General features: G+C 64.1%; 21 protein-coding genes. 19 read left to right on the top strand and 2 right to left on the bottom strand.

Annotated features, from left to right (window positions below; genetic code table 11):
• The first annotated feature begins 46 nt into the window (after window positions 1–46).
• From ssb to clsB, 10 genes are all read left to right on the top strand, one after another.
• Window positions 47–508: a single-stranded DNA-binding protein gene (gene ssb, locus Q0L94_RS02735; RefSeq protein ID WP_296749877.1), complete on the top strand. Its 462-nt coding sequence runs from the start codon at window positions 47–49 to the stop codon at window positions 506–508.
• Window positions 509–574: 66 nt separating this feature from the next.
• Window positions 575–2,545 (top strand): TonB-dependent receptor, encoded by a 1,971-nt coding sequence (locus tag Q0L94_RS02730; protein WP_296749875.1) that lies wholly within the window; start codon window positions 575–577, stop codon window positions 2,543–2,545.
• 28 nt (window positions 2,546–2,573) lie between these two features.
• Window positions 2,574–4,640, top strand: coding sequence for a TonB-dependent receptor (locus tag Q0L94_RS02725; protein ID WP_296749873.1), 2,067 nt, complete (start codon window positions 2,574–2,576; stop codon window positions 4,638–4,640).
• A gap of 89 nt (window positions 4,641–4,729) precedes the next feature.
• The gene (locus tag Q0L94_RS02720; RefSeq protein ID WP_296749871.1) at window positions 4,730–4,987 is read left to right on the top strand and encodes an FmdB family zinc ribbon protein; all 258 of its coding nucleotides are present in this window, start codon (window positions 4,730–4,732) and stop codon (window positions 4,985–4,987) included.
• A gap of 66 nt (window positions 4,988–5,053) precedes the next feature.
• On the top strand, window positions 5,054–5,656 hold the full coding sequence (locus tag Q0L94_RS02715; RefSeq protein WP_296749869.1) for a DUF502 domain-containing protein: 603 nt from the start codon (window positions 5,054–5,056) through the stop codon (window positions 5,654–5,656).
• An 8-nt stretch (window positions 5,657–5,664) separates the two neighbouring features.
• Window positions 5,665–7,458, top strand: coding sequence for an aspartate--tRNA ligase (aspS, locus tag Q0L94_RS02710; RefSeq protein ID WP_296749867.1), 1,794 nt, complete (start codon window positions 5,665–5,667; stop codon window positions 7,456–7,458).
• A 117-nt stretch (window positions 7,459–7,575) separates the two neighbouring features.
• The gene (locus Q0L94_RS02705; RefSeq protein WP_296749865.1) at window positions 7,576–7,881 is read left to right on the top strand and encodes a DUF2322 family protein; all 306 of its coding nucleotides are present in this window, start codon (window positions 7,576–7,578) and stop codon (window positions 7,879–7,881) included.
• Window positions 7,878–8,318, top strand: a complete 441-nt coding sequence (gene nudB / locus Q0L94_RS02700; protein WP_296749863.1) for a dihydroneopterin triphosphate diphosphatase — start codon at window positions 7,878–7,880, stop codon at window positions 8,316–8,318. The genes Q0L94_RS02705 and nudB overlap by 4 nt, the downstream gene beginning before the upstream one ends.
• Window positions 8,319–8,327: 9 nt before the next feature.
• A complete protein-coding gene (locus Q0L94_RS02695) occupies window positions 8,328–9,083 on the top strand; it encodes an endonuclease/exonuclease/phosphatase family protein (RefSeq protein ID WP_296749861.1) in 756 nt (251 codons plus the stop codon).
• Window positions 9,084–9,313: 230 nt separating this feature from the next.
• Complete coding sequence (gene clsB, locus Q0L94_RS02690) at window positions 9,314–10,498, top strand: cardiolipin synthase ClsB (RefSeq protein ID WP_296749859.1); 1,185 nt, start codon at window positions 9,314–9,316, stop codon at window positions 10,496–10,498.
• Window positions 10,499–10,529: 31 nt separating this feature from the next.
• Here the strand turns inward: clsB and ffh are convergent, their stop codons facing one another.
• Entirely contained in the window at window positions 10,530–11,873 is a 1,344-nt protein-coding gene (gene ffh, locus Q0L94_RS02685; protein WP_296749858.1) for a signal recognition particle protein, read from the bottom strand.
• A gap of 81 nt (window positions 11,874–11,954) precedes the next feature.
• Between ffh and ccsA the strand changes: the two genes are divergently transcribed.
• The 8 genes from ccsA to Q0L94_RS02645 all read left to right on the top strand — a co-directional run bounded on the left by ccsA (window position 11,955) and on the right by Q0L94_RS02645 (window position 19,554).
• Window positions 11,955–12,728: a cytochrome c biogenesis protein CcsA gene (gene ccsA / locus Q0L94_RS02680; protein ID WP_296749856.1), complete on the top strand. Its 774-nt coding sequence runs from the start codon at window positions 11,955–11,957 to the stop codon at window positions 12,726–12,728.
• Between the two features lie 39 nt (window positions 12,729–12,767).
• Complete coding sequence (locus Q0L94_RS02675) at window positions 12,768–14,066, top strand: HlyC/CorC family transporter (RefSeq protein WP_296749854.1); 1,299 nt, start codon at window positions 12,768–12,770, stop codon at window positions 14,064–14,066.
• 76 nt (window positions 14,067–14,142) lie between these two features.
• Window positions 14,143–15,855, top strand: coding sequence for a type IV-A pilus assembly ATPase PilB (gene pilB, locus Q0L94_RS02670; protein WP_296749852.1), 1,713 nt, complete (start codon window positions 14,143–14,145; stop codon window positions 15,853–15,855).
• Window positions 15,856–15,867: 12 nt separating this feature from the next.
• Entirely contained in the window at window positions 15,868–17,091 is a 1,224-nt protein-coding gene (locus Q0L94_RS02665) for a type II secretion system F family protein (RefSeq protein ID WP_296749850.1), read from the top strand.
• On the top strand, window positions 17,091–17,942 hold the full coding sequence (locus Q0L94_RS02660; protein WP_296749848.1) for an A24 family peptidase: 852 nt from the start codon (window positions 17,091–17,093) through the stop codon (window positions 17,940–17,942). Before Q0L94_RS02665 ends, Q0L94_RS02660 begins: the two co-directional genes overlap by 1 nt.
• The gene (gene coaE, locus Q0L94_RS02655; RefSeq protein WP_296749846.1) at window positions 17,942–18,550 is read left to right on the top strand and encodes a dephospho-CoA kinase; all 609 of its coding nucleotides are present in this window, start codon (window positions 17,942–17,944) and stop codon (window positions 18,548–18,550) included. The genes Q0L94_RS02660 and coaE overlap by 1 nt, the downstream gene beginning before the upstream one ends.
• Before the next feature lie 51 nt (window positions 18,551–18,601).
• Window positions 18,602–19,357 (top strand): cell division protein ZapD, encoded by a 756-nt coding sequence (gene zapD, locus Q0L94_RS02650; protein WP_296749844.1) that lies wholly within the window; start codon window positions 18,602–18,604, stop codon window positions 19,355–19,357.
• Window positions 19,354–19,554, top strand: coding sequence for a DNA gyrase inhibitor YacG (locus Q0L94_RS02645; RefSeq protein ID WP_296749842.1), 201 nt, complete (start codon window positions 19,354–19,356; stop codon window positions 19,552–19,554). The genes zapD and Q0L94_RS02645 overlap by 4 nt, the downstream gene beginning before the upstream one ends.
• A gap of 18 nt (window positions 19,555–19,572) precedes the next feature.
• Here Q0L94_RS02645 and rpiA read toward each other — a convergent pair whose 3' ends face one another.
• Window positions 19,573–20,229 carry a ribose-5-phosphate isomerase RpiA gene (gene rpiA / locus Q0L94_RS02640; RefSeq protein WP_296749840.1) on the bottom strand — a complete coding sequence of 219 codons (657 nt, stop codon included), beginning with the start codon at window positions 20,227–20,229 and terminating at the stop codon, window positions 19,573–19,575.
• A gap of 76 nt (window positions 20,230–20,305) precedes the next feature.
• Here rpiA and ilvA point away from each other — a divergent pair.
• The coding region (gene ilvA / locus Q0L94_RS02635; protein WP_296749838.1) for a threonine ammonia-lyase, biosynthetic at window positions 20,306–21,591 on the top strand (1,286 nt) is incomplete at its 3' end.

Here is a 21,591-nt window from a genome sequence, read left to right as displayed (position 1 = left end):
CACCTCTTGCCGCGCAGGCATATTCAACTTCAATACGGGGGAAAACATGGCATCGGTCAACAAGGTGATTCTGGTCGGCAACCTGGGGCGCGACCCCGAAATGCGCTACCTGCCCAGCGGCGAAGCCGTCGCCAACTTCAGCGTGGCGACCACCGACAAGTTCAAGGACAAGAGCGGCGCCCTGCAGGAAGCCACCGAATGGCACCGCGTCGCCTTCTTCGGCCGTACCGCCGAGGTCTGCGGCCAGTACCTGAAGAAGGGCAGCCAGGTCTACATCGAGGGCAGCATCCGCTCGCGCAAGTACACCGACAAGGACGGCATCGAGCGTATCGCCTACGAAATCCGCGGCGACCGCATGCAGATGCTCGGCGGCCGTTCCGGCGGCATGGCCGACATGGACGAAGGCGGTCATGCCCCGGCCGCGCCGCGCAGCCAGCCGCAGCCGGCCGCGGCACGTCCCGCATCCGGCAGCGGTTTCGACGACCTCGACGATGACATTCCGTTCTAGGATATACCGTCTAGAATGAGCCTCGGCACCCCGACAGAATATTGAAGCGGAGAACGGCGGCACGAGGTGAATAGCGTACAACCCGCAACCTGCGCCGTGCTGGCGCTTGCGGCCCTGTTCGACGGTATCGCGCCTGCACGCGCGCAGACCGTCACCGAGGCCGACTTCTTTGACGATTTGCCGGTCGTTCTCTCTGTCTCGCGCCTGTCGCAGCCGGTGAACGAGGCCCCGGCGGCCGTCACCGTCATCGACCAGGACACGATCCGCGCTTCCGGTTTTCGCGATATTCCCGATCTGCTGCGCCTGGTGCCGGGTTTCTCCGTTGCCTACACTCGCGACAACACTTGGGCCATCGGCTACCACGGCATGGCCGACGCCTTCTCGCGGCGTTTCCAGGTTCTGATCGACGGCCGCTCCATCTATGGCGCCGCCTACGGTGCGGTAAACTGGGGCGAACTGCCGCTGTCGGTTGACGACATCGAGCGCATCGAGGTGGTGCGCGGCCCCAATGCCGCGATCTACGGCGCCAATGCGTTTCTCGCTGTCATCAACATCATCACCAAGGATCCCAGCCAGACGCCGGGCGCGTTTGCGTCCATTCAGTACGGCGAGCACGGCATGAGCGGCGTCACCCTGCGCCACGGCGGCGGGGAGGGCGATCTGCGCTATCGGATGACGCTGTCGGCGCAGACGCGCGACCGTTTCGAGCGGGAAGTGCTGGACAACACGACACCGATAAGCCTGTACGAGGATTCGCAGACCTATTTTGTCAACGGCCGTGCCGATTATCGGCTGTCTGCCAGGGATGACATCAGCATGCACTTCGGCCTTTCCGTCGGTGACTGGCAGGCGGGGCTTTCGTCTCATCCGGAAGAACCGGCCGGACAGGATATTTCGGCACAGTACGTCCAGATCCGCTTTCGGCGCGTGCACAGTGCCGACGACGAGTGGATGTTGCAGGGCTATTTCTCCCGCAATTCATCGGATGCACCGAACGTCATTCCGCTGGTCCCGCCGGTTTCCCCGGTGCCGACACCATTCATGCTCGAAGCCGGCATTGATCAGCTGCAAACCCGCTTCAACCTCGAATTCCAGCGCAATCAACGCCTGGCGCCGGACTGGCGGGCGGTATGGGGCGCGGAAGTGCGCCACGAGTCGGTGGAAAGCCGGCGTTATTTCAATACCGGCGACAGTCACGACGGCACGCTGGCACGCGCCTATCTCAATCTCGAATGGCGGGCGCGTCCCGATTTGCTGCTGCAGGGCGGAGCGATGCTCGAGCACCACTATTTCACCGGCACCGACGTGTCGCCGAGGCTGGCGCTCAACTACACCCTGGCGGAGGGACACACGCTGCGTTTCAACATTTCGCAGGCCTACCGCTCGCCGACCTTCTTCGAGCAGAAGGGGGACCTCACCTACTACACCACCACGGGAACCGCCGTGGCGCAGATCTTTGCGCCGTCGGATCCCCTTGAGCCGGAACGTATCGTGTCGCGCGAGGTGGGCTACGTTGGCCTTTACCCGGCGCTGCACCTGCAACTGGACGCCAAGCTGTTCCATGACACCATTTACGACTACATTAACAGCGATGGCGACCCGGCCAGCTTTGATAACCGCGACGACTTCACCGTGCGCGGCGGCGATCTGCAGGCCAACTGGCAACCCGTGCCCGCGCTCAGGCTGTCGGCACAGTACGCGCGCGCCTTCATTCATGCCGACCCGTCCGTCGACAAGGACCTGGAGGACTCCGCACCGCGCAACACGTTCAGCCTGCTGGCGCGGTACGACCTGGGACGTGGCTGGACGGCGAGCGCGGGTGTCTATCGCTCGGGACGCATGAAATGGCTCAGCGAGGGCGACTGGACCGAGGCCTTCACCCGCTGGGATGCGCGCCTGGCGCGCCGCTGGACCTGGCAGGGGCACGAAATGGAGGCCGCGCTGGTTGGGCAGGACCTGGGCGAGGATTACAGCGAATTCCGCATGGAGAACGTTTTCAGCCGCCGCGTGTATGGTAGCCTGAGCATCAAGTGGTGATACGGGTTGCCGGCGGGGGGCGGCGCGGGTGGAAACTGAACACGATTCCGGGCGGGGGCGCGGCGGGGCGCGTTGCGCCCTGAGCGCCCTGCTTGGCGCCCTGGTCCTTTCTTCTCCTGCGCGTGCGGCCGTCAGCGAGACCGATTTTCTCGACGACATGCCGGTGGTGTTGTCGGCGTCGCGCCTGTCGCAGCCGGTGAACGAAGCACCGGCGGCGATGACCGTGATCGACCGCGACATGATCCGTGCCTCGGGTTTTCGCGACATTCCCGACCTGCTGCGCCTGGTGCCGGGCTTCTCCGTCGCGTATACCCGCGACAATACCTGGGCGGCCGGCTATCACGGTATGGGCGACGCCTATTCGCGCCGCTTCCAGGTGCTGGTCGACGGGCGCTCGATCTACAGTCCGCACTACGGCGCGGTGTACTGGACCGATCTACCGCTATCCGTCGATGACATCGAACACATCGAAGTGGTGCGCGGCCCCAATGCCACCGTGCACGGGGCGAATGCCTTTGCCGCGGTGATCAACATCATCACCCGCACCGCCGCGCAGGCGCAGGGAAGCCGGGTGTTCATGCACGCTGGCGAGCAGTCCGCGAACGGATTCACGGCACAGCATGGTGGAGGTCGGGACGATCTGCGCTACCGGTTGACCGTTTCTGCGCGCGAACACGATCGCTTCGAACGCGATGTCGATTTCAAGGCCGCCCCGGACAATGGCCGGTACCTGGAAGGCGGGAAGACTTACTTCCTGAATGGGCGCATCGACTGGCAACGGTCCGGAGACTCCGAACTCATGGCGCAGTTCGGTGTGTCGCAGGGTGACTGGCAGGCGGGACGGGTGCTCGACGACGAGACCGATGCACGCCGTCTGATCGAGCCGCCGGAGCAGGATTCGCGCGCGCTGTACGTTCAGCTTGGCTACCGCAAGGTGGAGTCCGCGCGGCGTGAATGGATGGTGCAGGCGTATCACACGCGCAACCGTTTCGACGCCAACCTGCGGCAGGATCTCAGCGGTACGACGACTCCGCTGGGCGTTTTGCTGCTCGACCAATATCTGCTGCAGACCCGCAGCAATGTCGAACTGCAGGTGAACGAACAGTGGAGTCCGGCTCTTCGCGGCGTTTGGGGGGGCGAAGTGCGGGAGGAAACCGTATCGGGCATACACTACTACGACACCGGCAAGACCTGGCGCGGCGATATGGCACGCGTCTTCGGCAATCTCGAATGGCGTGCGCACGATGCTGTGCTGCTGCATGCGGGCGCGATGCTGGAGCACCACTACTTCACCGGTTTCGACGTCTCGCCGCGTCTCGCCGCGAGCTTTACCGTCGCGCCGGGGCACGTGGTTCGGGCAGGCATCTCGCGCGCCTATCGTTCGCCGACATTCTTCGAGGAACACGGCAACCAGGCTTACCGCCTCGATTCCGGCGACGTGCTCGACATTTTCACCGTGCCGTCCGACGGGCTTGCGCCGGAGCGCGTGCTGTCGCGCGAACTCGCCTACCTCGGTGCATGGCGTGCCGCGCGGCTGGACTATGACATCCGGTTGTTCGACGATCGCATCGACGATTTCATCGGCTATCTGCGCAACAACTACGATACGAGCGATGATGGCCTGTTGTCGAAGCGCACCATCGAACGCAAGTACGCCAACATTGGCAAGGCAGACGTGCGCGGCGGCGAAATCCAGCTGCGTTGGCGGCCGACGCCGCAACTGGAGGTCGACGCGAATTTTGCGCGGGTGTTCCTGTCCGCGGACATGGCGGCCGAGGCACAAAGTTTCGAAGACGACATTCCCCATTCGGCGCCGCGCAACAGTTTCAGCCTGCTCGGGCGCTATCGCATGGGGCAGGGCTGGGACGCCAGCGTGTTCGTCCAGCGCAGCGACCGCCAGCAATGGCTGTCCGAAGGTGACATCACGGAACGCTTCACGCGCGTTGACCTGCGCCTGGCACGCCGCTGGACCTGGCAGGGGCACGACATGGAGGCCGCGCTGGTCGGGCAGAACCTGGGCGAGGACTACGCCGAGTTTCGCGACACCAACGTTTTCAGCCGGCGTGCCTACGCAAGCCTGAGCCTTGCCTGGTAGCGGCTTGAAATTCTCCGTAAAAGTCCCGATTTCGGTCTGGTGCGCTTGCGGGTATAATGGCGCAACTTCTTGATTGTCGGAGAATTTTCATGCCGATCTATGCCTACAAATGCAGTGCGTGCGGTTTTGCGCAGGACGAAATGCAGAAAGTGTCCGATGCCGTGCTGACGGTGTGTCCGTCGTGTGGCAAGCCCGACTACGCCAAGCAGGTCACGGCGGCCGGCTTCGCCCTCAAGGGTACCGGCTGGTATGCCACCGATTTCAAGGGCGGCAACAAGCCTGCGGAATCAAAGCCCGAGGCACCGTCGCACGCGTGCGGCACCAGTGCCTGTCCGGCCTGCCACTGAGGACGCGACCCAACCGGGAAGCGGGCGGTGCAAGCCGCCCGCTTCTTTGTTTTTGATACGCCCCCGATGAAGCGCTATTTCGTCACTGGCTTGTTGATCTGGGTACCCCTCGGCATCACCCTGTGGGTACTCCATCTCCTGATCGGCACGCTCGACCAGAGCCTGACCATTCTGCCGTCGGACTGGCAGCCGGAGGCTTGGATCGGCATGCGCATTCCCGGACTGGGGGTGATTCTTACCCTGGTGGTGATCCTGCTCACCGGCGTGTTCGCCACCAACTTCTTCGGCCAGAAAATCGTCGATTTTTGGGAGCGCCTGCTTATTCGCATCCCGGTCGTGAAGTCCATCTACGGTGGCGTCAAGCAGGTGTCCGACACGCTGCTGTCGGGCAACGGCCACGCGTTCCGCAAGGTGCTGCTGGTGCGCTATCCGCATCCGCAGGCCTGGTCGCTGGCGTTCCAGACCAACGTCCCGGACGAGGTCGCGCGTGCGCTGCCGGACGAGCACGTCGCGGTGTTCATCCCTACCACGCCGAGCCCGGTCAACGGTTTCTATTTTTATGTGAAACGAAGCGAGGTCGTCGAACTGGACGTGTCCGTCGACCGCGCGCTGAAATACATCATCTCGATGGGCGTCGCCTCGGGCGAGGCGCGCACCCTGACTCAATAGGAAAAATCATGCGTACTCACTACTGCGGCGGGGTTTCCGCCGTCGACATCGGCAACAGCGTCACCCTGTGCGGCTGGGCGCACCGCCGGCGCGACCACGGCGGCGTCATCTTCATCGACCTCAGGGACCGCGAGGGCCAGGTGCAGGTGGTGGTCGATCCCGACACCCCGGATGCGTTCAGGCTGGCCGAGGACGTGCGCGCCGAATTCGTGCTGAAGATCGTGGGCAAGGTGAGGCCGCGCCCCGCCGGCACCGAGAACCCCAACCAGGCGACCGGCATGGTCGAGGTGCTGGCGCAGGGCATCGAGATCCTCAACCCTTCGCTCACACCGCCGTTCCAGCTCGACGACGAGACCATCAACGAGAACATCCGCCTGCAGTATCGCTACCTCGACCTGCGCCGCGAGCCGATGCAGAAGAACATGCGTCTGCGTTATCGCGTGTCCAAGCTGATGCGCGACTACCTCGACACCCACGGCTTCATCGAGGTCGAGACGCCGATGCTGACACGCTCCACCCCGGAAGGCGCGCGCGACTACCTGGTGCCGTCCCGCGTGCACGACGGCATGTTCTACGCACTGCCGCAGTCGCCGCAGCTGTTCAAGCAACTGCTGATGGTATCGGGCTTCGATCGCTACTTCCAGATCACCAAGTGCTTCCGCGACGAAGACCTGCGCGCCGACCGCCAGCCCGAGTTCACCCAGGTCGACCTGGAAACCTCGTTCATGGGCGAGGAGGAGATCATGAATCTCGTCGAGGGCATGATCCGCGACATGATGCAGAAGGCGCAGGGCATCGAACTGCCGAATCCCTTCCCGCGCATGACCTATCACGAAGCGATGAACCGCTACGGCTCCGACAAGCCCGACATGCGGGTGACGCTGGACATCGTCGATGTCGGCGATGTGATGAAGGACGTTGCGTTCAAGGTCTTCTCCGGCCCGGCCAGCGATCCGAAAGGCCGCGTCGCCGCGCTGCGCATCCCTGGCGGCGCTGCGCTCACCCGCAGCGAGATCGACGGCTACACCGAATTCGTCAAGATCTACGGCGCCAAGGGCCTCGCCTACATCAAGGTCAACGACGTCAGCCAGTTGAACGAAGCGGGCCTGCAGTCGCCCATCGTCAAGAACCTGTCCGAAGCGTCGCTGAAAGCCGTCATCGAGCGCACCGGCGCGCAGAACGGCGACCTCGTCTTTTTCGGCGCCGACCGCGCCAAGGTGGTGAACGATGCGCTCGGCGCGCTGCGCCTCAAGGTTGGCCATGAGAAGGGCCACCTCGACGGCCGCGCCTGGGCGCCGCTGTGGGTGGTCGATTTCCCCATGTTCGAATACAACGAGGACGAGAACCGCTGGGACGCGCTGCACCATCCCTTCACCGCGCCGAAGGACGGCCACGAGGACTGGCTTGCGACCGATCCGGGCAAGTGCTTGTCGAAAGCCTACGACATGGTACTGAACGGCTGGGAAGTCGGCGGCGGCTCAGTGCGTATCCATCGTGAGGTGGTGCAGGAGAAGGTGTTCGCCGCGCTCAACATCGGCGCCGAGGAACGCCGCGAGAAATTCGGTTTCCTGCTCGACGCCCTGCAGTACGGCGCGCCGCCGCACGGCGGCCTCGCCTTCGGTCTCGATCGCCTGGTCACCCTGATGACCGGCGCCGAGTCCATCCGCGACGTCATCGCCTTCCCCAAGACCCAGCGCGCCTCCTGCCTCATGACCAACGCCCCCAACGTGGTCGACGACAAGCAGTTGCGCGAGCTGCACATCCGCCTGCGCAACCCGGCGGGCAGCGACAAGGCCGCTTGACGCGCGCTCGTAGGAGCGCCGCCCCGGCGCGATTGCCCGCACAGTGCGATTGCCGGCAATCGGCCCGAGGGCGGGCCTCCCACAATTTGGACCCGCGCCGCCTGCGAAGGAATCGAAATGAAATTCGCCGATACCCTGAAAACCCTGCCTGAATTCGCCGGCACCCGGATCGTCCTCACCGATGCCGCCGGCGCCGAGGTCGGCACCATCGCCAACGCGCCCGGCAGCGCCGGGTCGTTTCGCGTGTATGCCTATCTGCTGCAGCAATACGGCGCGATCAACGCAGAGGCCGCGGCCGAGGGGCTGGCCATCTTCGCCGAGCACACCGAGGACGCCAGCCGCCATCCCGGCAAGCATCCCAACATCGACCGCCTCATCGGCCTCATGGCCAGCGGCGCGCCGCTCAACGCCCGCATCGAGTGACCGTCTACAAAATTCCCGTATCCGTGCTGGTCGTCGTCCACACTGCCGACGGCCAGGTGTTGCTGATGGAACGCACCGACGCACCGGGCTTCTGGCAGTCGGTCACCGGCTCGCAGGATCCCGGCGAAACCCTGTTCGAGACTGCCGTCCGCGAACTCCGCGAGGAAACCGGGCTCGACGCCGCCGCCCACGAACTCACTGCCTGGGGCATCGAGACGTGCTACGAAATCTACCCGCGCTGGCGCCACCGCTACGCTCCCGGCGTTACCCACAACACCGAGCACGTATTCGGCCTGAAACTTCCCGTCCCGGCACCGGTCATCCTGGCGCCAGGCGAGCACACCCAGCACTGCTGGCTGCCCTGGCAGGCCGCCGCCGAGCGCTGTTTTTCCCCCAGCAACGCTGCCGCCATTCGCGAGCTACCGGGACGAATATAATTAGACGATATGACCCAACCGATCCAGATCGCCAGCTACAACATCCACAAGGGCCTGTCGCAGTTCAACCGGCGACTGACCGTCCACGAGCTGCGCGAGCGCCTCGGCACCCTCGGGTCGGACATCGTCTTTCTGCAGGAAGTGCAACACAGCCACGGGCTGCGCGCCAGCCGCTTTCAGCACTGGCCGAGCAAACCGCAGCACGAGTTCCTCGCCGGCCACGTCTACACCGACTTTGCCTACGGCAAGAATTGCGTCTACGATACCGGCCACCATGGCAACGCCATCCTGTCGCGCCACAGGATCCTGTCGTGGGAGAACGAGGACATCTCGGCCCATGCCTTCGAAAGCCGGGGCATGTTGCATTGCGAGATCGAGGTGCCGGGTGTCGGTATGCCGGTTCACTGTATCAATGTGCATCTGGCGTTGAATGAGGGCGGACGCCGCCGCCAGCTGGCGATGATCGCAGCGCGTGTGCGCGCCATGGTGCCCGACGACGCGCCACTCATCCTTGCGGGCGATTTCAATGACTGGCGTGTCCGGGTCGGCCGCTATTTCGCGGATGAACTCGGTTTGATGGAGGTGTTCGAAACCCATCATGGCAGGCCCGCTCGTAGCTACCCTTCCATATTTCCCATGTTTCAGCTGGACCGCATCTACGTGCGCCGCTTCAGCATCGAGTCCGCGCACGTCCATACCGGGAATGCGTGGCACCGAATTTCCGACCACGCCGCGCTGACTGCCAAGCTCAGCCCGACGGGCTGACGACGTCGGGGCGCGGACTGCCGCGTCGATGGGTTGACCGGGGCGGATGCGCCTGACAAACGTGCCGCGGGCTCCGATCCTGCGGGGCGGCGGGCGCCCCGCGGCGTGATGAACACGATGTGCCGGCATGACGCGGCTCGGCCCGTAATCGGAAGGAACGACTCCCGCCGTTGTGCTATCGGAGCATTGAGGGCAACCGTCACGTCAATGGACAGGGTAAGCTGCGGTTCATGGAAACGCGCCTGAGAACACGCTTTTTTCGCAGTGTCGAGCTGGTATCGGGCAACCACGTGCGCCTGCTGCAAAGCGGTGTCGAATTCTTTCCCGCGCTGGTTGCGGCACTCGACGCGGCAAAGGTGGAAATCCATGTGGAGACCTATATCTTCAATGCTGATCCGAGCGGTGTGGCGGTGCGTGATGCGCTGATGCGTGCGGCAGGGCGGGGTGTTGTGGTGCGGGTGATGATCGATGGGGTCGGCTCGCGCGATTGGCCGGCTGAATGGCGTGCCGCGCTCGAAACCGCCGGTGCGGAGGTGCTCGTCTATCGGCCCCTCGTCGGCCGCTGGCAAGCCAACCCAAGGAGCCTGCGCCGGTTGCACCGCAAGATTGTGGTCGTCGATGCTCGTGTCGCCTTCCTCGGTGGCATGAATTTCATCGACGACTTCGAGCCGGTTCGTTTTGCCGCCCCTCGGCTCGACTTCAGTGTTGAAGTGCAGGGGCCGCTGCTGGCCGACATCCATCGGAGCGTGCGTCGCCTGTGGCAGTTGGTGGCGCTGACCCGGTTACAACGCAACGACCGGCGCGTCCGCATCGAGCCATCCTGGCCGACCGATGGCCGCACCCGTGCAGCCTTCGTCGTGCGCAACAATTTCGCCCACCGTCACGACATCGAGCGGGTGTACCTCGCGGCACTCGCCCTCGCCCGTCACGATATTGTCATCGCCAATGCCTACTTCCTTCCGGGGCGCCGCTTCCGCACATTGCTCAAGCGTGCCGCGGCGCGCGGTGTACGAGTACGCCTGCTGGTGCAGGGTCATACCGATCACCCCTTCTTCCAGCTTGCTGCACGTGCGCTGTACCGTGAATTGCTCACAGCGGGCGTGGAAATCCACGAGTACCACGCAAGCGAACTGCATGCCAAGGCGGCGTTGGTCGACTGGCATTGGGCCACCGTTGGTTCGAGCAACATCGACCCGTTCAGCCTGTTGCTGGCACGGGAAGCGAATATCGTTGCCGATGACGAGACCTTCGCGCGTGAACTCGGCACCCGCCTCGATACAGCTCTGGCCGGCGCCGAAGCGCTCGCGCCTGCCGACTGGCAACGGCGCCCCTGGCCAGGACGCATCCTTTCATCGCTCGCATACAGTGGTGTACGCGTGGTGCTTGGCATTCTCGGGGCAGGGCGCTGGGCGTAAACGCAACCCAGGCGCTTCCCGGTGGCGGCCCCTAACGCATCCCGGGCAGCATCCCCTTCATGCCACGCATCATCTTGCCGAGCCCGCCTTTGCCCATGCGCTTCATCATCTTCTGCGCCTGCTCGAACTGGCTCAACAGCTTGTTGACCTCCTGCACCTGGACCCCGGCGCCGGCGGCGATGCGGCGCTTGCGGCTGGCCTTGATGAGCTCGGGCTTGCGCCGTTCGAGCGGGGTCATGCTGTTGATGATGCCCTCGACGCGGTTCATCGCCTTCTCGTCGGCGCCCGCGGGGATCGCCATCTGGCCGGCCCCGGGCAGCTTGTCGAGCAGTGCGGAGAGCCCACCCATCTTCCGCATCTGCTGGATCTGCGCCTTGAAGTCCTCGAGGTCGAAGTCCTTGCCTTTCTTGACCTTGTCGGCGAGCTTCTTCGCCTCGGCGAGATCGACCGAGGCCTGTGCCTGCTCGATCAGCGAGAGCACATCGCCCATGCCGAGGATGCGTTGTGCCATGCGCTCGGGGTGGAACGGTTCGAGGCCGTCGGGTTTTTCGCCGACGCCGACGAACTTGAGCGGCTTGCCGGTGACCTGACGCACCGACAGCGCAGCGCCGCCGCGGGCATCGCCGTCGAGCTTGGTCAGCACCACCCCGGTGAGCGGCAGGGCCTCGTTGAAGGCCTTGGCGACGTTGACCGCGTCCTGGCCCTGCATGGCGTCGACCACGAACAGCGTCTCGACCGGCTTGACCGTGGCGTGCAACGCCTGGATCTCCTTCATCATCGCCTCGTCGATCGCCAGCCGGCCGGCGGTGTCGACGATGAGGACGTCGTAGAACTGGCGGCGCGCGTGCTCCTGGGCGGCGCGCGCGATTGCTACCGGGTCGCGCGTGTCGCCGGCCTCGAAGAAGTCGACGCCGAGCTGGTGGCCGAGCTGGCGCAGTTGGTCGATGGCGGCCGGGCGGTAGACGTCGGCCGAGGTGAGCAGCACCTTCTTCTTGCGCTGCTTCAGGAGGCGCGCCAGCTTGCCGCTGGTGGTGGTCTTGCCCGAACCCTGCAGGCCGGCCATGAGGATCACGGCGGGCGGGGCGGCGGCGAGGTCGAGTTCGGCGTTTTCGCCGCCCATCAGGCGGGTGAGTTCCTCGTGGACGATGCCGATCAGCGCCTGCCCCGGCGACAGGCTGGCGAGCACTTCCTGGCCGAGCGCGCGGGCCTTCACGGCATCGATGAAGCTCTTGACCACCGGCAGCGCAACGTCGGCCTCGAGCAGCGCCATGCGCACCTGGCGCAGGGTGTCCTGCACGTTGGCTTCGGTGATGCGGGCTTGGCCACGCAGGGATTTGACGACGCCGGCGAGGCGCCCGCTGAGGTTATCGAACATGGTTTCCTTGTTGCCGCCCGGGGCGGCATGGATAATGAAGCGGTCTGAACAGGCTTGCTATTTTAACGAATGTCCCCGTTGATGCTGGTTATCCTCTGCGTGAGCGCGCTTTATGGCTGGATGGCCTGGTGCCTGTGGCGCGTGCCGGATGCACGCTCGGTGCGCACACTCATGCCGCTGGCGCTGTTGGCGCACGGCGCACTCAACTTCCATATGGTGCTGGGGCAGGGCGATATCCGCCTCGGCTTCGGTAGTTCGTTGTCGACCGTCGTGTGGTTGACGGCACTCGTGTACTGGCTGGCGAGCTACGGTGCGCCGCTGGTTCGACCACAGGCCTGGATCAGCGCGCTGGCGGCGGTCTCGGTGCTGCTCGCAGCCCCGTTTTCCGCCACGCATGTCGTTCCCAACTCGCAGTCGCTGGCGTTGCGCGCGCATTTGGTGGTGGCCTTCCTCGCCTACGGCCTCTTGACGGTGGCCGCGCTACATGCCGTGCTGATGACAATCCTGGAGAAACGATTGCACCGCGGCGGCCTGCTGCAGGAGGGCACGCCGCCGCTGTTGACGCTGGAGGCGATGCTGTTCCGGACCATAGGCGTGGGGTTTGCCCTGCTGACACTGGCGCTCTTCAGCGGCATCTTCTTTTCGGAAGTGATTTTCGGAATTCCGTTGCAGTTTTCCCACAAGGTCGTGTTCGGCATCCTCTCATGGCTGGTGTTCGGCGGCCTGCTGCTGGGACGGCATTACCGCGGCTGGCGCGGGCGCACGGCACTGGTGTGGACGATCACGGGATTCACCCTGCTGTTGCTGGCTTACCTTGGCACGCAGTTCGTGCTGGAGGTGCTGCTCCACCGCTGAACGATCGTTCGTCCGGGGCGCACAATTCGGGAACCTCTCGTGGAATCCTTGTCCATCGGCACCTTGTTCGGCATGCTCGCGGGCCTGCTGTTCCTGTCGGCGTGCTTTTCAGCGTCCGAGACCGCAATGATGGCGATCAACCGCTACCGCCTGCGGCACGCCGCCGAGCAGGGTCAGCGCGGGGCGATCATCACGCTGGCCCTGCTGAACCAGACCGACAAGCTTCTGGGCGTCATCCTGCTCGGCAACAATCTGGTCAATATCGCGGCGGCGACGCTGGCAACGATCATCTCCATCCGTCTGTTTGGTGATTCGGACGTCGCACTTTCATTGGCGACCCTGCTGCTGACGTTCCTGATCCTGGTGTTCAGCGAGGTTACGCCCAAGGTGATCGGGGCATCGTTTCCCGAGCGGGTCGCGTATCCGGCGGGATTCGTGCTGATGCCGATGCTGAAGCTGGCGTATCCCGTCGTCTGGTTCGTCAACCTGTTCGTACAGGGCATCCTCAGGGTGCTGCATATCAAGCCACCCGAGGCCGGGCAGGGGGTGAGCCTGGGTCTCGAGGAATTGCGCACCATCGTGCTGGAATCCTCCGGAAGATTGCCGCACGAACACCATCGCATCCTGACCAACCTGCTCGACCTGGAAGATCTGACGGTCGACGACGTGATGACCCCGCGCAGCCAGATCGAGATGATCGACATCGAGGACGACCCCGAGCGCCTGCGCCAGCAGATCGCCACGAGTCACCATACCCGGCTGGTGGTGGTCGAAGGTTCCGCGGATCATCTGCTGGGTGTGTTGCACATTCGACGCGTCCTGCACACGCTTGCCGGCGAGGAACTCGATATTGCGACGCTGAAGGAAAATCTGGAGGTTCCCTATTTTGTCCCGGCCGGCACCCCGCTGTTCACCCAGCTGCGCAATTTCCAGCGCAGCCGCCGGCGTCTGGCGCTCGTGGTGGACGAATACGGCGAACTGCAGGGCCTGGTGACGCTGGAGGATCTGCTGGAGGAGATGGTCGGCGAGTTCACCACGCAGGCGCCGGCGGACATGGGCTACCTGCGACAGGACGAAGACGGTAGCTGGCTGGTGGAAGGGTCGGTACCGTTGCGCCAGTTGAACCGCAAGCTGGGACTGGATTTTCCGGTTGACGGTCCGAAGACGCTCAATGGCCTCCTGCTGGAGCAGTTCGAGGATATTCCCGAGGCGGGCGTGAGCCTCAAACTGGGTGAGATCCCGGTGGAAATCGTGCAGACCCAGGATCGTGCGGTGCGCATCGCGCGTATCTACGTGCCGGCGTCTCAGGAAGTGTTGTCCGGAGAGACCTCAACTTAGTCGAAATATCGCCGTTAAGGGCTCTGATCCCCGTCCCGAACGGGGGGCATCCAAAGCAGAACAGGGTTGGATCAACATGGCTGCAGTGACGAATATCAATCTAACCGGCCTGGCGCGCGCCATGGTCAACCGGGGTTGGCTTTCCGAGGAAGACGCGGAGGGCGTGTGGAAACGCGCTTCTCAGGCGGGCGATTCGTTCGTGACCGAACTCCTCAAGGGGCGGCGTTTCAAGGCGGACCAAATCGCCGAATTCGCCGCCGGGTCCTTCGGCTTTCCCTATCTGGATCTCGGGGCGATGGACCCGGAGAGTCTGCCACAGGGTCTGCTCGATGCGAAGTTCGTGCAGAAGCGGCGGGTCATCGCGCTCTACCAGCGCGGCAGCAAGCTTTATGTAGCAACCTCCGACCCGACCCATCTGCAGGCGCTGGATGAAGTCAAGTTCCAGACTGGCCAAGCGGTGGAGCCGGTGGTGGTCGAGGACGACAAGCTCGGCAAGCTGATCGACCGGTTGGTCGAGGCGGCGGACAACACGATGGCCGTGATGAACGCCGAGGACCTCAACCTCGACTTCAGCGACGAGGAGGCCGCGGACTCCCAGCCGGACGCGGGTGGCATCGATATCGATGACGCCCCGGTGGTGCGCTATCTGCAGAAGATCATGCTTGACGCCATCAACCAGGGGGCGTCCGACATCCACTTCGAACCCTACGAGAAATACTACCGCATTCGATACCGCCGTGACGGCATCCTGTTCGAGGTGGCCCAGCCGCCAATGGCGATCAAGGACAAGGTGGCGTCGCGCATCAAGGTGCTGTCGCGTCTGGATATTTCGGAAAAGCGGGTGCCGCAGGACGGCCGCATGAAGCTTGTGCTGTCGAAGAGCCGCGCCATTGATTTTCGGGTCAGCACGTTGCCGACGCTGTACGGTGAAAAGATCGTCATGCGTATCCTGGACCCTACCAGTGCCCAATTGGGCATCGAGGCGCTGGGTTACGAAGCGTGGCAAAAGGAGTTGCTGCTGAGTGCCGTGCAGCGCCCCTATGGCATGGTGCTGGTGACCGGCCCGACCGGCTCCGGCAAGACGGTTTCGCTCTACACCTGCCTCAACATCCTCAATAAGCCCGACGTCAACATCTCGACCGCGGAAGATCCGGCAGAAATCCAGCTGCCCGGGATCAACCAGGTCAACGTCAACGACAAGGCGGGCCTCACCTTTTCGGCCGCACTGAGATCCTTCCTGCGGCAGGATCCGGATGTCATCATGGTTGGCGAAATTCGCGATCTCGAAACGGCCGACATCGCGATCAAGGCAGCGCAGACCGGTCACATGGTGATGTCGACGCTGCATACCAACGATGCGCCGGGAACACTTACCCGACTGCTGAACATGGGCGTCGCCCCATTCAACGTCGCCTCTTCGGTCATTCTCATCACCGCGCAGCGTCTCGGGCGGCGCCTGTGTTCCTGCAAACAGCCCGCCGACATCCCGGAAGAAGCGCTGCTGGCGGCCGGTTTTACTGCGGACCAGCTGGACGGTACGTGGCAGCCCTACAAGGCTGTGGGTTGTGAAATATGCAACGGCACGGGCTACAAGGGGCGGGTCGGTATCTACCAGGTGATGCCGATCACCGATGCCATGACGCGCATCATCCTCAAGGGCGGCAACGAGGCCGATATTGCCGACCAGGCCAGGCGGGAGGGCGTGCTGGACCTCCGGCAGGCGGGCCTGCTCAAGGTAAAAGCCGGTCTCACCTCGCTGGAAGAGGTCGAGGCCGTCACCAACATGTAAGGGAAAACCCGTATGGCTACAGCGGCAAAGGCAGTCAAGGAGGCGACCTTCCTCTGGGAAGGCATGGACAAGCGTGGCAAGAAGGTGAAGGGCCAGATGTCCGCGGGCGGCGAGGCCGTGGTCAACGCCCAGCTGCGCAAGCAGGGCATCACCGTCACCAAGGTGAAGAAGCAGAGCAGCCTCTTCGGTGGCGGGAGCAAGCGCATCACCGACAAGGACGTCACCCTGTTCACCCGCCAGCTTGCCACCATGATGAAGGCCGGCGTGCCGCTGCTACAGTCCTTCGAAATCGTCGCGCGCGGCCATTCCAACCCGTCGATGCAGCGCCTGCTGCTGGAGATCAAGGCCGACATCGAGAAGGGCAGCAGCCTCACCCAGGCCTTCGGGCGCCATCCGCTGTACTTCGATACCCTGTTCTGCAACCTTGTTGGCGCGGGTGAGGCGGCCGGTATCCTCGAAGGCGTGCTGGAGCGCCTGGCGGTGTACAAGGAAAAAATCCTCGCCATCAAGAGCAAGATCAAGTCGGCGCTGTTCTACCCCGTTTCCATTATCGTGGTGGCGTTTGTCATCACCGCCGTGATCATGATTTTCGTGATTCCGGCGTTCAAGGACTTGTTCAGCAGCTTTGGCGCCGACCTGCCGGGGCCGACCCTGGTGGTGATGGCGATCTCGGATTTCTTCGTCCAGTGGTGGTGGGCGATTTTCGGTGTCATCGGCGGCAGCATCTATGCCTTGCTGCAGGCATGGAAACGCTCGCGCAAGGTGCAGATGTTCATGGACCGGGTGATGCTCAAATTACCGATTTTTGGCGCAGTGATCGAAAAAGCCACCATCGCGCGCTGGACCCGCACCCTGGCCACCATGTTCGCCGCCGGCGTGCCGCTGGTCGAAGCGCTGGAATCGGTGGGCGGGGCATCGGGCAACCAGGTATTCGTCGAGGCGACCAATAAAATCCGTGGCGAAGTATCGACCGGCACGGCGCTGACGGTGGCAATGCAGAACTCCGACCGGTTTCCCAATATGGTGCTGCAGATGGCTGCCATCGGCGAAGAGTCCGGAGCGCTCGATTCCATGCTGGGCAAGGTGGCCGATTTCTACGAGGCTGAAGTGGATGACGCGGTCGAAGCGCTGTCCAGCCTGATGGAACCAATCATCATGGTGGTGCTGGGCACGCTGATCGGCGGCATGGTGATCGCCATGTACCTGCCGATCTTCAAGATGGGCTCGGTCGTCTGATGGCGTTGCTGCATGTCGAACCAGCCCTGTTCACCGGGCTGGTTTTTTTATTCAGCTTGCTGGTCGGCAGCTTTCTCAACGTCGCCATCCATCGGCTGCCCAGAATGATGGAGGCCGAATGGCATGCGCAGTGCGCCGAACTGCGCGGCGAGCCCGTTCCGGATGCGCCGCGCTACAACCTGTGGCTGCCGCGTTCGGCCTGCCCGCAGTGCGGCCATCCGATCACGGCGCTGGAAAACATTCCGCTGTTGTCGTGGCTGTGGTTGCGCGGCCGCTGCTCGGCCTGCCGCGCGCCGATCGGCGCGCGTTATCCGCTGGTGGAACTGCTTACCGCGCTGCTGTCGGCGGCGGTCGCCTGGAAATGGGGTGCGAGCGTGCAAACCGTGGGCGCGCTGCTCATGGTGTGGGCGCTGATCGCACTGGCTTTCATCGACCTCGACACGACCTTGCTGCCCGACAGTCTCACCCTGCCGCTGCTGTGGCTGGGGCTGCTGTTCAATCTGGGCGGGCATTTCGCCAGCCTGCCGGATGCGGTCGTCGGCGCCATGGCCGGCTATCTGGTGCTGTGGCTGGTGTACTGGCTGTTCAAGCTCGCCACCGGCAAGGACGGGATGGGTTACGGCGACTTCAAGCTGCTGGCGGCCATCGGCGCCTGGCTGGGGTGGCAGATGCTGCCGGTCACGCTGTTGCTGTCTTCCGTCGTCGGCGCGGCGGTCGGCATCGCGATGATCGTGCTGGTGAAGCATGACCGGCGCGTGCCGATTCCGTTCGGTCCGTATCTGGCCGGAGGCGGGCTGGTGGCGCTGTTCTTCGGCGCGGACCTGACGCAGGCCTACCTCGGGCAATTCTGATGTTCACGGTTGGCCTCACCGGCGGCATCGGTTCGGGGAAATCGACCGTTGCCGACTGCTTCGCCGCTCATGGCGTTCCGGTGATCGATACGGATGTCATTGCCCGCGAGCTGACTGCGCCTGGCGGCGCGGCGCTGGAGGCGATCCGCGCGGCTTTCGGCGCAACGGTGATGCAGGCGGACGGCGGCCTGGATCGCGCTGCCCTGCGTCGGCGCGTCTTCGCCGATGCCGCCGACCGGCGCCGGCTCGAAACCATTCTGCATCCGCGCATTCGGCGTGCGGTGGAGCAGGCGCACGCGGCACTCACCGCCTCCTATGCCCTGATCGTGATCCCCCTGCTGGTGGAAACCGGCGGCTACCGCGACCTGCTGAACCGCGTGCTGGTGGTCGATTGCCCCGAAGAACTGCAGATGGCACGGACGATGGCGCGCAGCGGGCTCGCCCATGACGAGGTGGCGGCCATACTCGCAGCGCAGGCCGGGCGCGCCGAGCGCCTGGCGGCGGCGGACGATGTGATCGTCAACACGGCTTCGCCCGAGGCATTGCGCAGCCAGGTGGCAGCGCTGCACCGGCGTTATCAAGCGCTCGCAAGTGCGCCGCCGCCTTGATTTTCCGCCCGGATCGGCGACAATCGGCCGATTGAAACCAACGCGTGCGGCGTGATCCATTACGAATATCCCCTCAGCGAACGCATCCGCACCCTGCTGCGGCTGGAAGATTTGTTCGACCGCTTCGATGCCTATGCCGCGTCGCCCGACCGGCACGCGCATCACGCGGCCCTGCTGACGCTGTTTGAAATGGCGGAAGTGGCGGCGCGCGCCGACCTCAAATCCGACCTGTTGCAGGAGCTGGACCGGCAAAAATCCGTGCTGGCCGCGCTGCGCGGCAATCCCCGCGTCCAGGACCGTACCCTGGAAACCGTGCTGGCGGCGATCGAGGCCGCCCACCATGGCATGTATCAACTGCCAGGCAAGGTGGGTCAGCATTTGCGCGAAGACGACTGGCTGATGACCGTCAAGCAGCGTGCGGCCATTCCGGGCGGGATGTGCGAATTCGATCTGCCGTCCTACCACCACTGGCTGCACCAGCCGGCCGCGGAGCGGGCAGGTCATTTGCAACGCTGGCTGGCGCCGTTCTCGTCCATTCGCGCGGCGGTCGACATCGTGCTCGGCTTGCTGCGCGACAGCGGCCAGCCCGAACTGCAGCATGTCGAGCACGGACATTACCAGCGCATGCTGGAATCGCGTAACCCGCAGCTGATCCGTGTCACCCTGATCGACACCCTGCCGTGCGTACCCGAGATTTCGGCCAACAAGTACATGCTCAACATCCGCTTCGTGCATGCCGGGGCAGGACAGATGCGCACCTGCACCGATCAGCCGATCGACTTCGATCTGACTTTCTGCACCCTGTGAAACCGTCCCCCAAGCCGCCTGTCGTGAGCTGTCCGATCTGCGGCGCCGCCGTCAGCTGGACGGCGGCGAGCCGCTGGAAACCATTCTGCAGCGAACGCTGCAAGCTGATCGACCTGGGGCAGTGGGCGACCGAAAAATACCGGGTGCCCGCCGAAGAAGAGCAGGAGCCGGAGGACGGGGCGCCGCCAACACAGTGACGGCGCTCCCCGTTGCGGTCATTTCTTGTAAGTCTTGACGCCGGATTCGGTTCCCAGCAGCAGCACGTCCGCGCCGCGCCGCGCAAACAGGCCGTTGGTGACCACGCCGACGATGTGGTTGAGTGCCGCTTCCAGCGATACCGGGTCGACGATCGACAGGCCGTACACGTCGAGAATGAGGTTGCCGTTGTCGGTGGTGAAGCCTTCGCGCAGGCGTGGCTGGCCGCCGAGTTTCACCAGCTCGCGCGCCACGTAGGAACGCGCCATCGGGATCACTTCGACCGGCAGCGGAAATTTGCCGAGTACCCCGACCAGCTTGCTTTCGTCGGCAATGCAGATGAACTGCTTGCTGCAGGCGGCGACGATTTTTTCGCGCGTCAGCGCACCGCCGCCGCCCTTGATCATGGCGAAGTGCTCGGTGATTTCGTCGGCGCCGTCGACGTAGATTTCGAGTTCGCCGACGCTGTTGAGGTCGAGCACCTGGATGCCGTGGCTTTTCAGGCGTGCCGCCGTCGCTTCCGAACTGGCCACCGCGCCGTCGATGCGGCCCTTGACGTCGGCCAGCGCGTCGATGAAATAGTTGGCGGTCGAGCCGGTGCCCACCCCGATGATGCCGCCGTGGGCATACTCCACCGCGGCACGCGCCACGGCTTGCTTCATTTCGTCTTGTGTCATGATGTTTTCGTCATTTGGTCGCAGCCCGCTAAGATAGCGGCATCTCCCCCTTTTTTCAAACCTCGCACCCGCCGCCATGAGCCAACCCGTCGATTATCTCGAACGCATCCTGACCTCGCGCGTCTACGACGTGTCGGTGGAGTCGCCGCTCGAGGTGGCCCACAACCTGTCGCACCGCCTCAACAACCGGATCCTGTTGAAGCGGGAAGACCTGCAGCCGGTGTTTTCTTTCAAGTGCCGCGGCGCCTACAACAAAATGGCGAAGCTTGCGCAGGCCCAGCTGGCGCGCGGCGTGGTGGCGGCATCGGCCGGCAACCACGCGCAGGGGGTGGCGCTGGCGGCGCAAAAGCTTGGCGTGACGGCGACCATCGTGATGCCGGCGACCACGCCCAGAATCAAGGTCGATGCGGTGGCGGCGCGCGGCGCGCAGGTGATTCTGCACGGCGACAACTATGACGAAGCCTGCGATCACGCCATCCTCCTTGCCAAGGAAGCCAAGGCCACCTTTGTCCATCCCTACGACGATCCGGATGTGATCGCCGGGCAGGGCACGGTGGCGATGGAGCTGCTGCGCCAGCATCCCGGCCCGATTCATTCGGTCTACATCCCGGTCGGCGGTGGCGGTCTGATTGCCGGCATGGCGGCGTACATCAAGCGGCTGCGGCCGGAAATCAGGATCGTCGGCGTCGAACCCGAAGACGCCGACGCGATGGCGCGCTCGCTGTGCAAGGGCAAGCGCATCACGCTGCCGCGCGTGGGTATTTTTGCCGACGGCGTGGCGGTAAAAACAGTCGGCAAGGAAACCTTCCGGCTGTCGCAGCTGTATGTCGACGAAATCATCCGCGTCAACAATGACGCCATCTGCGCGGCGATCAAGGACGTCTTCGAAGACACCCGCTCGATTCTGGAACCGGCCGGCGCCCTGTCTGTCGCCGGGATGAAAGCGGCAATCGCCGGCGACAAGCTCAAGGGCAAAACGCTGGTCGCGGTGGCCTCCGGCGCCAACATGAACTTCGATCGCCTGCGCCACATCGCCGAGCGCGCTGAGCTGGGCGAAAAACGCGAGGCGGTACTGGCGGTCACCATCCCCGAGACGCCGGGCAGCTTCAAGACCTTTTGCGGCCTGCTGGGCGCACGCAACATCACCGAATTCAACTATCGTTATTCCGACCCCAGGATGGCGCGCGTATTCGTCGGACTGTCGGTGCCGGGGGCGGGCGAGGGCGCGCGCGTGGTCGAACTGTTGCAGCGGCATGGCCTGGAGGCGATCGACCTGACCGACAATGAAATGGCCAAGCTGCACGTCCGCCACCTGGTCGGCGGGCGCGCCCCCGAGGCCGTCAACGAAGTGCTGTACCGCTT

It is taken from the genome of Thiobacillus sp., from assembly GCF_024708915.1.
The sequence above is the reverse complement of the archived record's forward strand: the minus strand, read 5'-3'. Positions and strand labels throughout refer to the sequence as shown.

Excerpts from the sequence above, each read along its gene's own strand:
- pilB (WP_296749852.1), top strand. The coding sequence starts at position 14,143 with ATGGCTGCAGTGACGAATATCAATCTAACCGGCCTGGCGCGCGCCATG.
- Q0L94_RS02695 (WP_296749861.1), top strand. The coding sequence starts at position 8,328 with ATGACCCAACCGATCCAGATCGCCAGCTACAACATCCACAAGGGCCTG.
- clsB (WP_296749859.1), top strand. The coding sequence starts at position 9,314 with ATGGAAACGCGCCTGAGAACACGCTTTTTTCGCAGTGTCGAGCTGGTA.
- Q0L94_RS02705 (WP_296749865.1), top strand. The coding sequence starts at position 7,576 with ATGAAATTCGCCGATACCCTGAAAACCCTGCCTGAATTCGCCGGCACC.
- rpiA (WP_296749840.1), bottom strand. The coding sequence starts at position 20,229 with ATGACACAAGACGAAATGAAGCAAGCCGTGGCGCGTGCCGCGGTGGAG.
- aspS (WP_296749867.1), top strand. The coding sequence starts at position 5,665 with ATGCGTACTCACTACTGCGGCGGGGTTTCCGCCGTCGACATCGGCAAC.
- Q0L94_RS02665 (WP_296749850.1), top strand. The coding sequence starts at position 15,868 with ATGGCTACAGCGGCAAAGGCAGTCAAGGAGGCGACCTTCCTCTGGGAA.
- Q0L94_RS02715 (WP_296749869.1), top strand. The coding sequence starts at position 5,054 with ATGAAGCGCTATTTCGTCACTGGCTTGTTGATCTGGGTACCCCTCGGC.
- ssb (WP_296749877.1), top strand. The coding sequence starts at position 47 with ATGGCATCGGTCAACAAGGTGATTCTGGTCGGCAACCTGGGGCGCGAC.
- coaE (WP_296749846.1), top strand. The coding sequence starts at position 17,942 with ATGTTCACGGTTGGCCTCACCGGCGGCATCGGTTCGGGGAAATCGACC.
- Q0L94_RS02720 (WP_296749871.1), top strand. The coding sequence starts at position 4,730 with ATGCCGATCTATGCCTACAAATGCAGTGCGTGCGGTTTTGCGCAGGAC.
- Q0L94_RS02660 (WP_296749848.1), top strand. The coding sequence starts at position 17,091 with ATGGCGTTGCTGCATGTCGAACCAGCCCTGTTCACCGGGCTGGTTTTT.
- ffh (WP_296749858.1), bottom strand. The coding sequence starts at position 11,873 with ATGTTCGATAACCTCAGCGGGCGCCTCGCCGGCGTCGTCAAATCCCTG.
- ccsA (WP_296749856.1), top strand. The coding sequence starts at position 11,955 with ATGCTGGTTATCCTCTGCGTGAGCGCGCTTTATGGCTGGATGGCCTGG.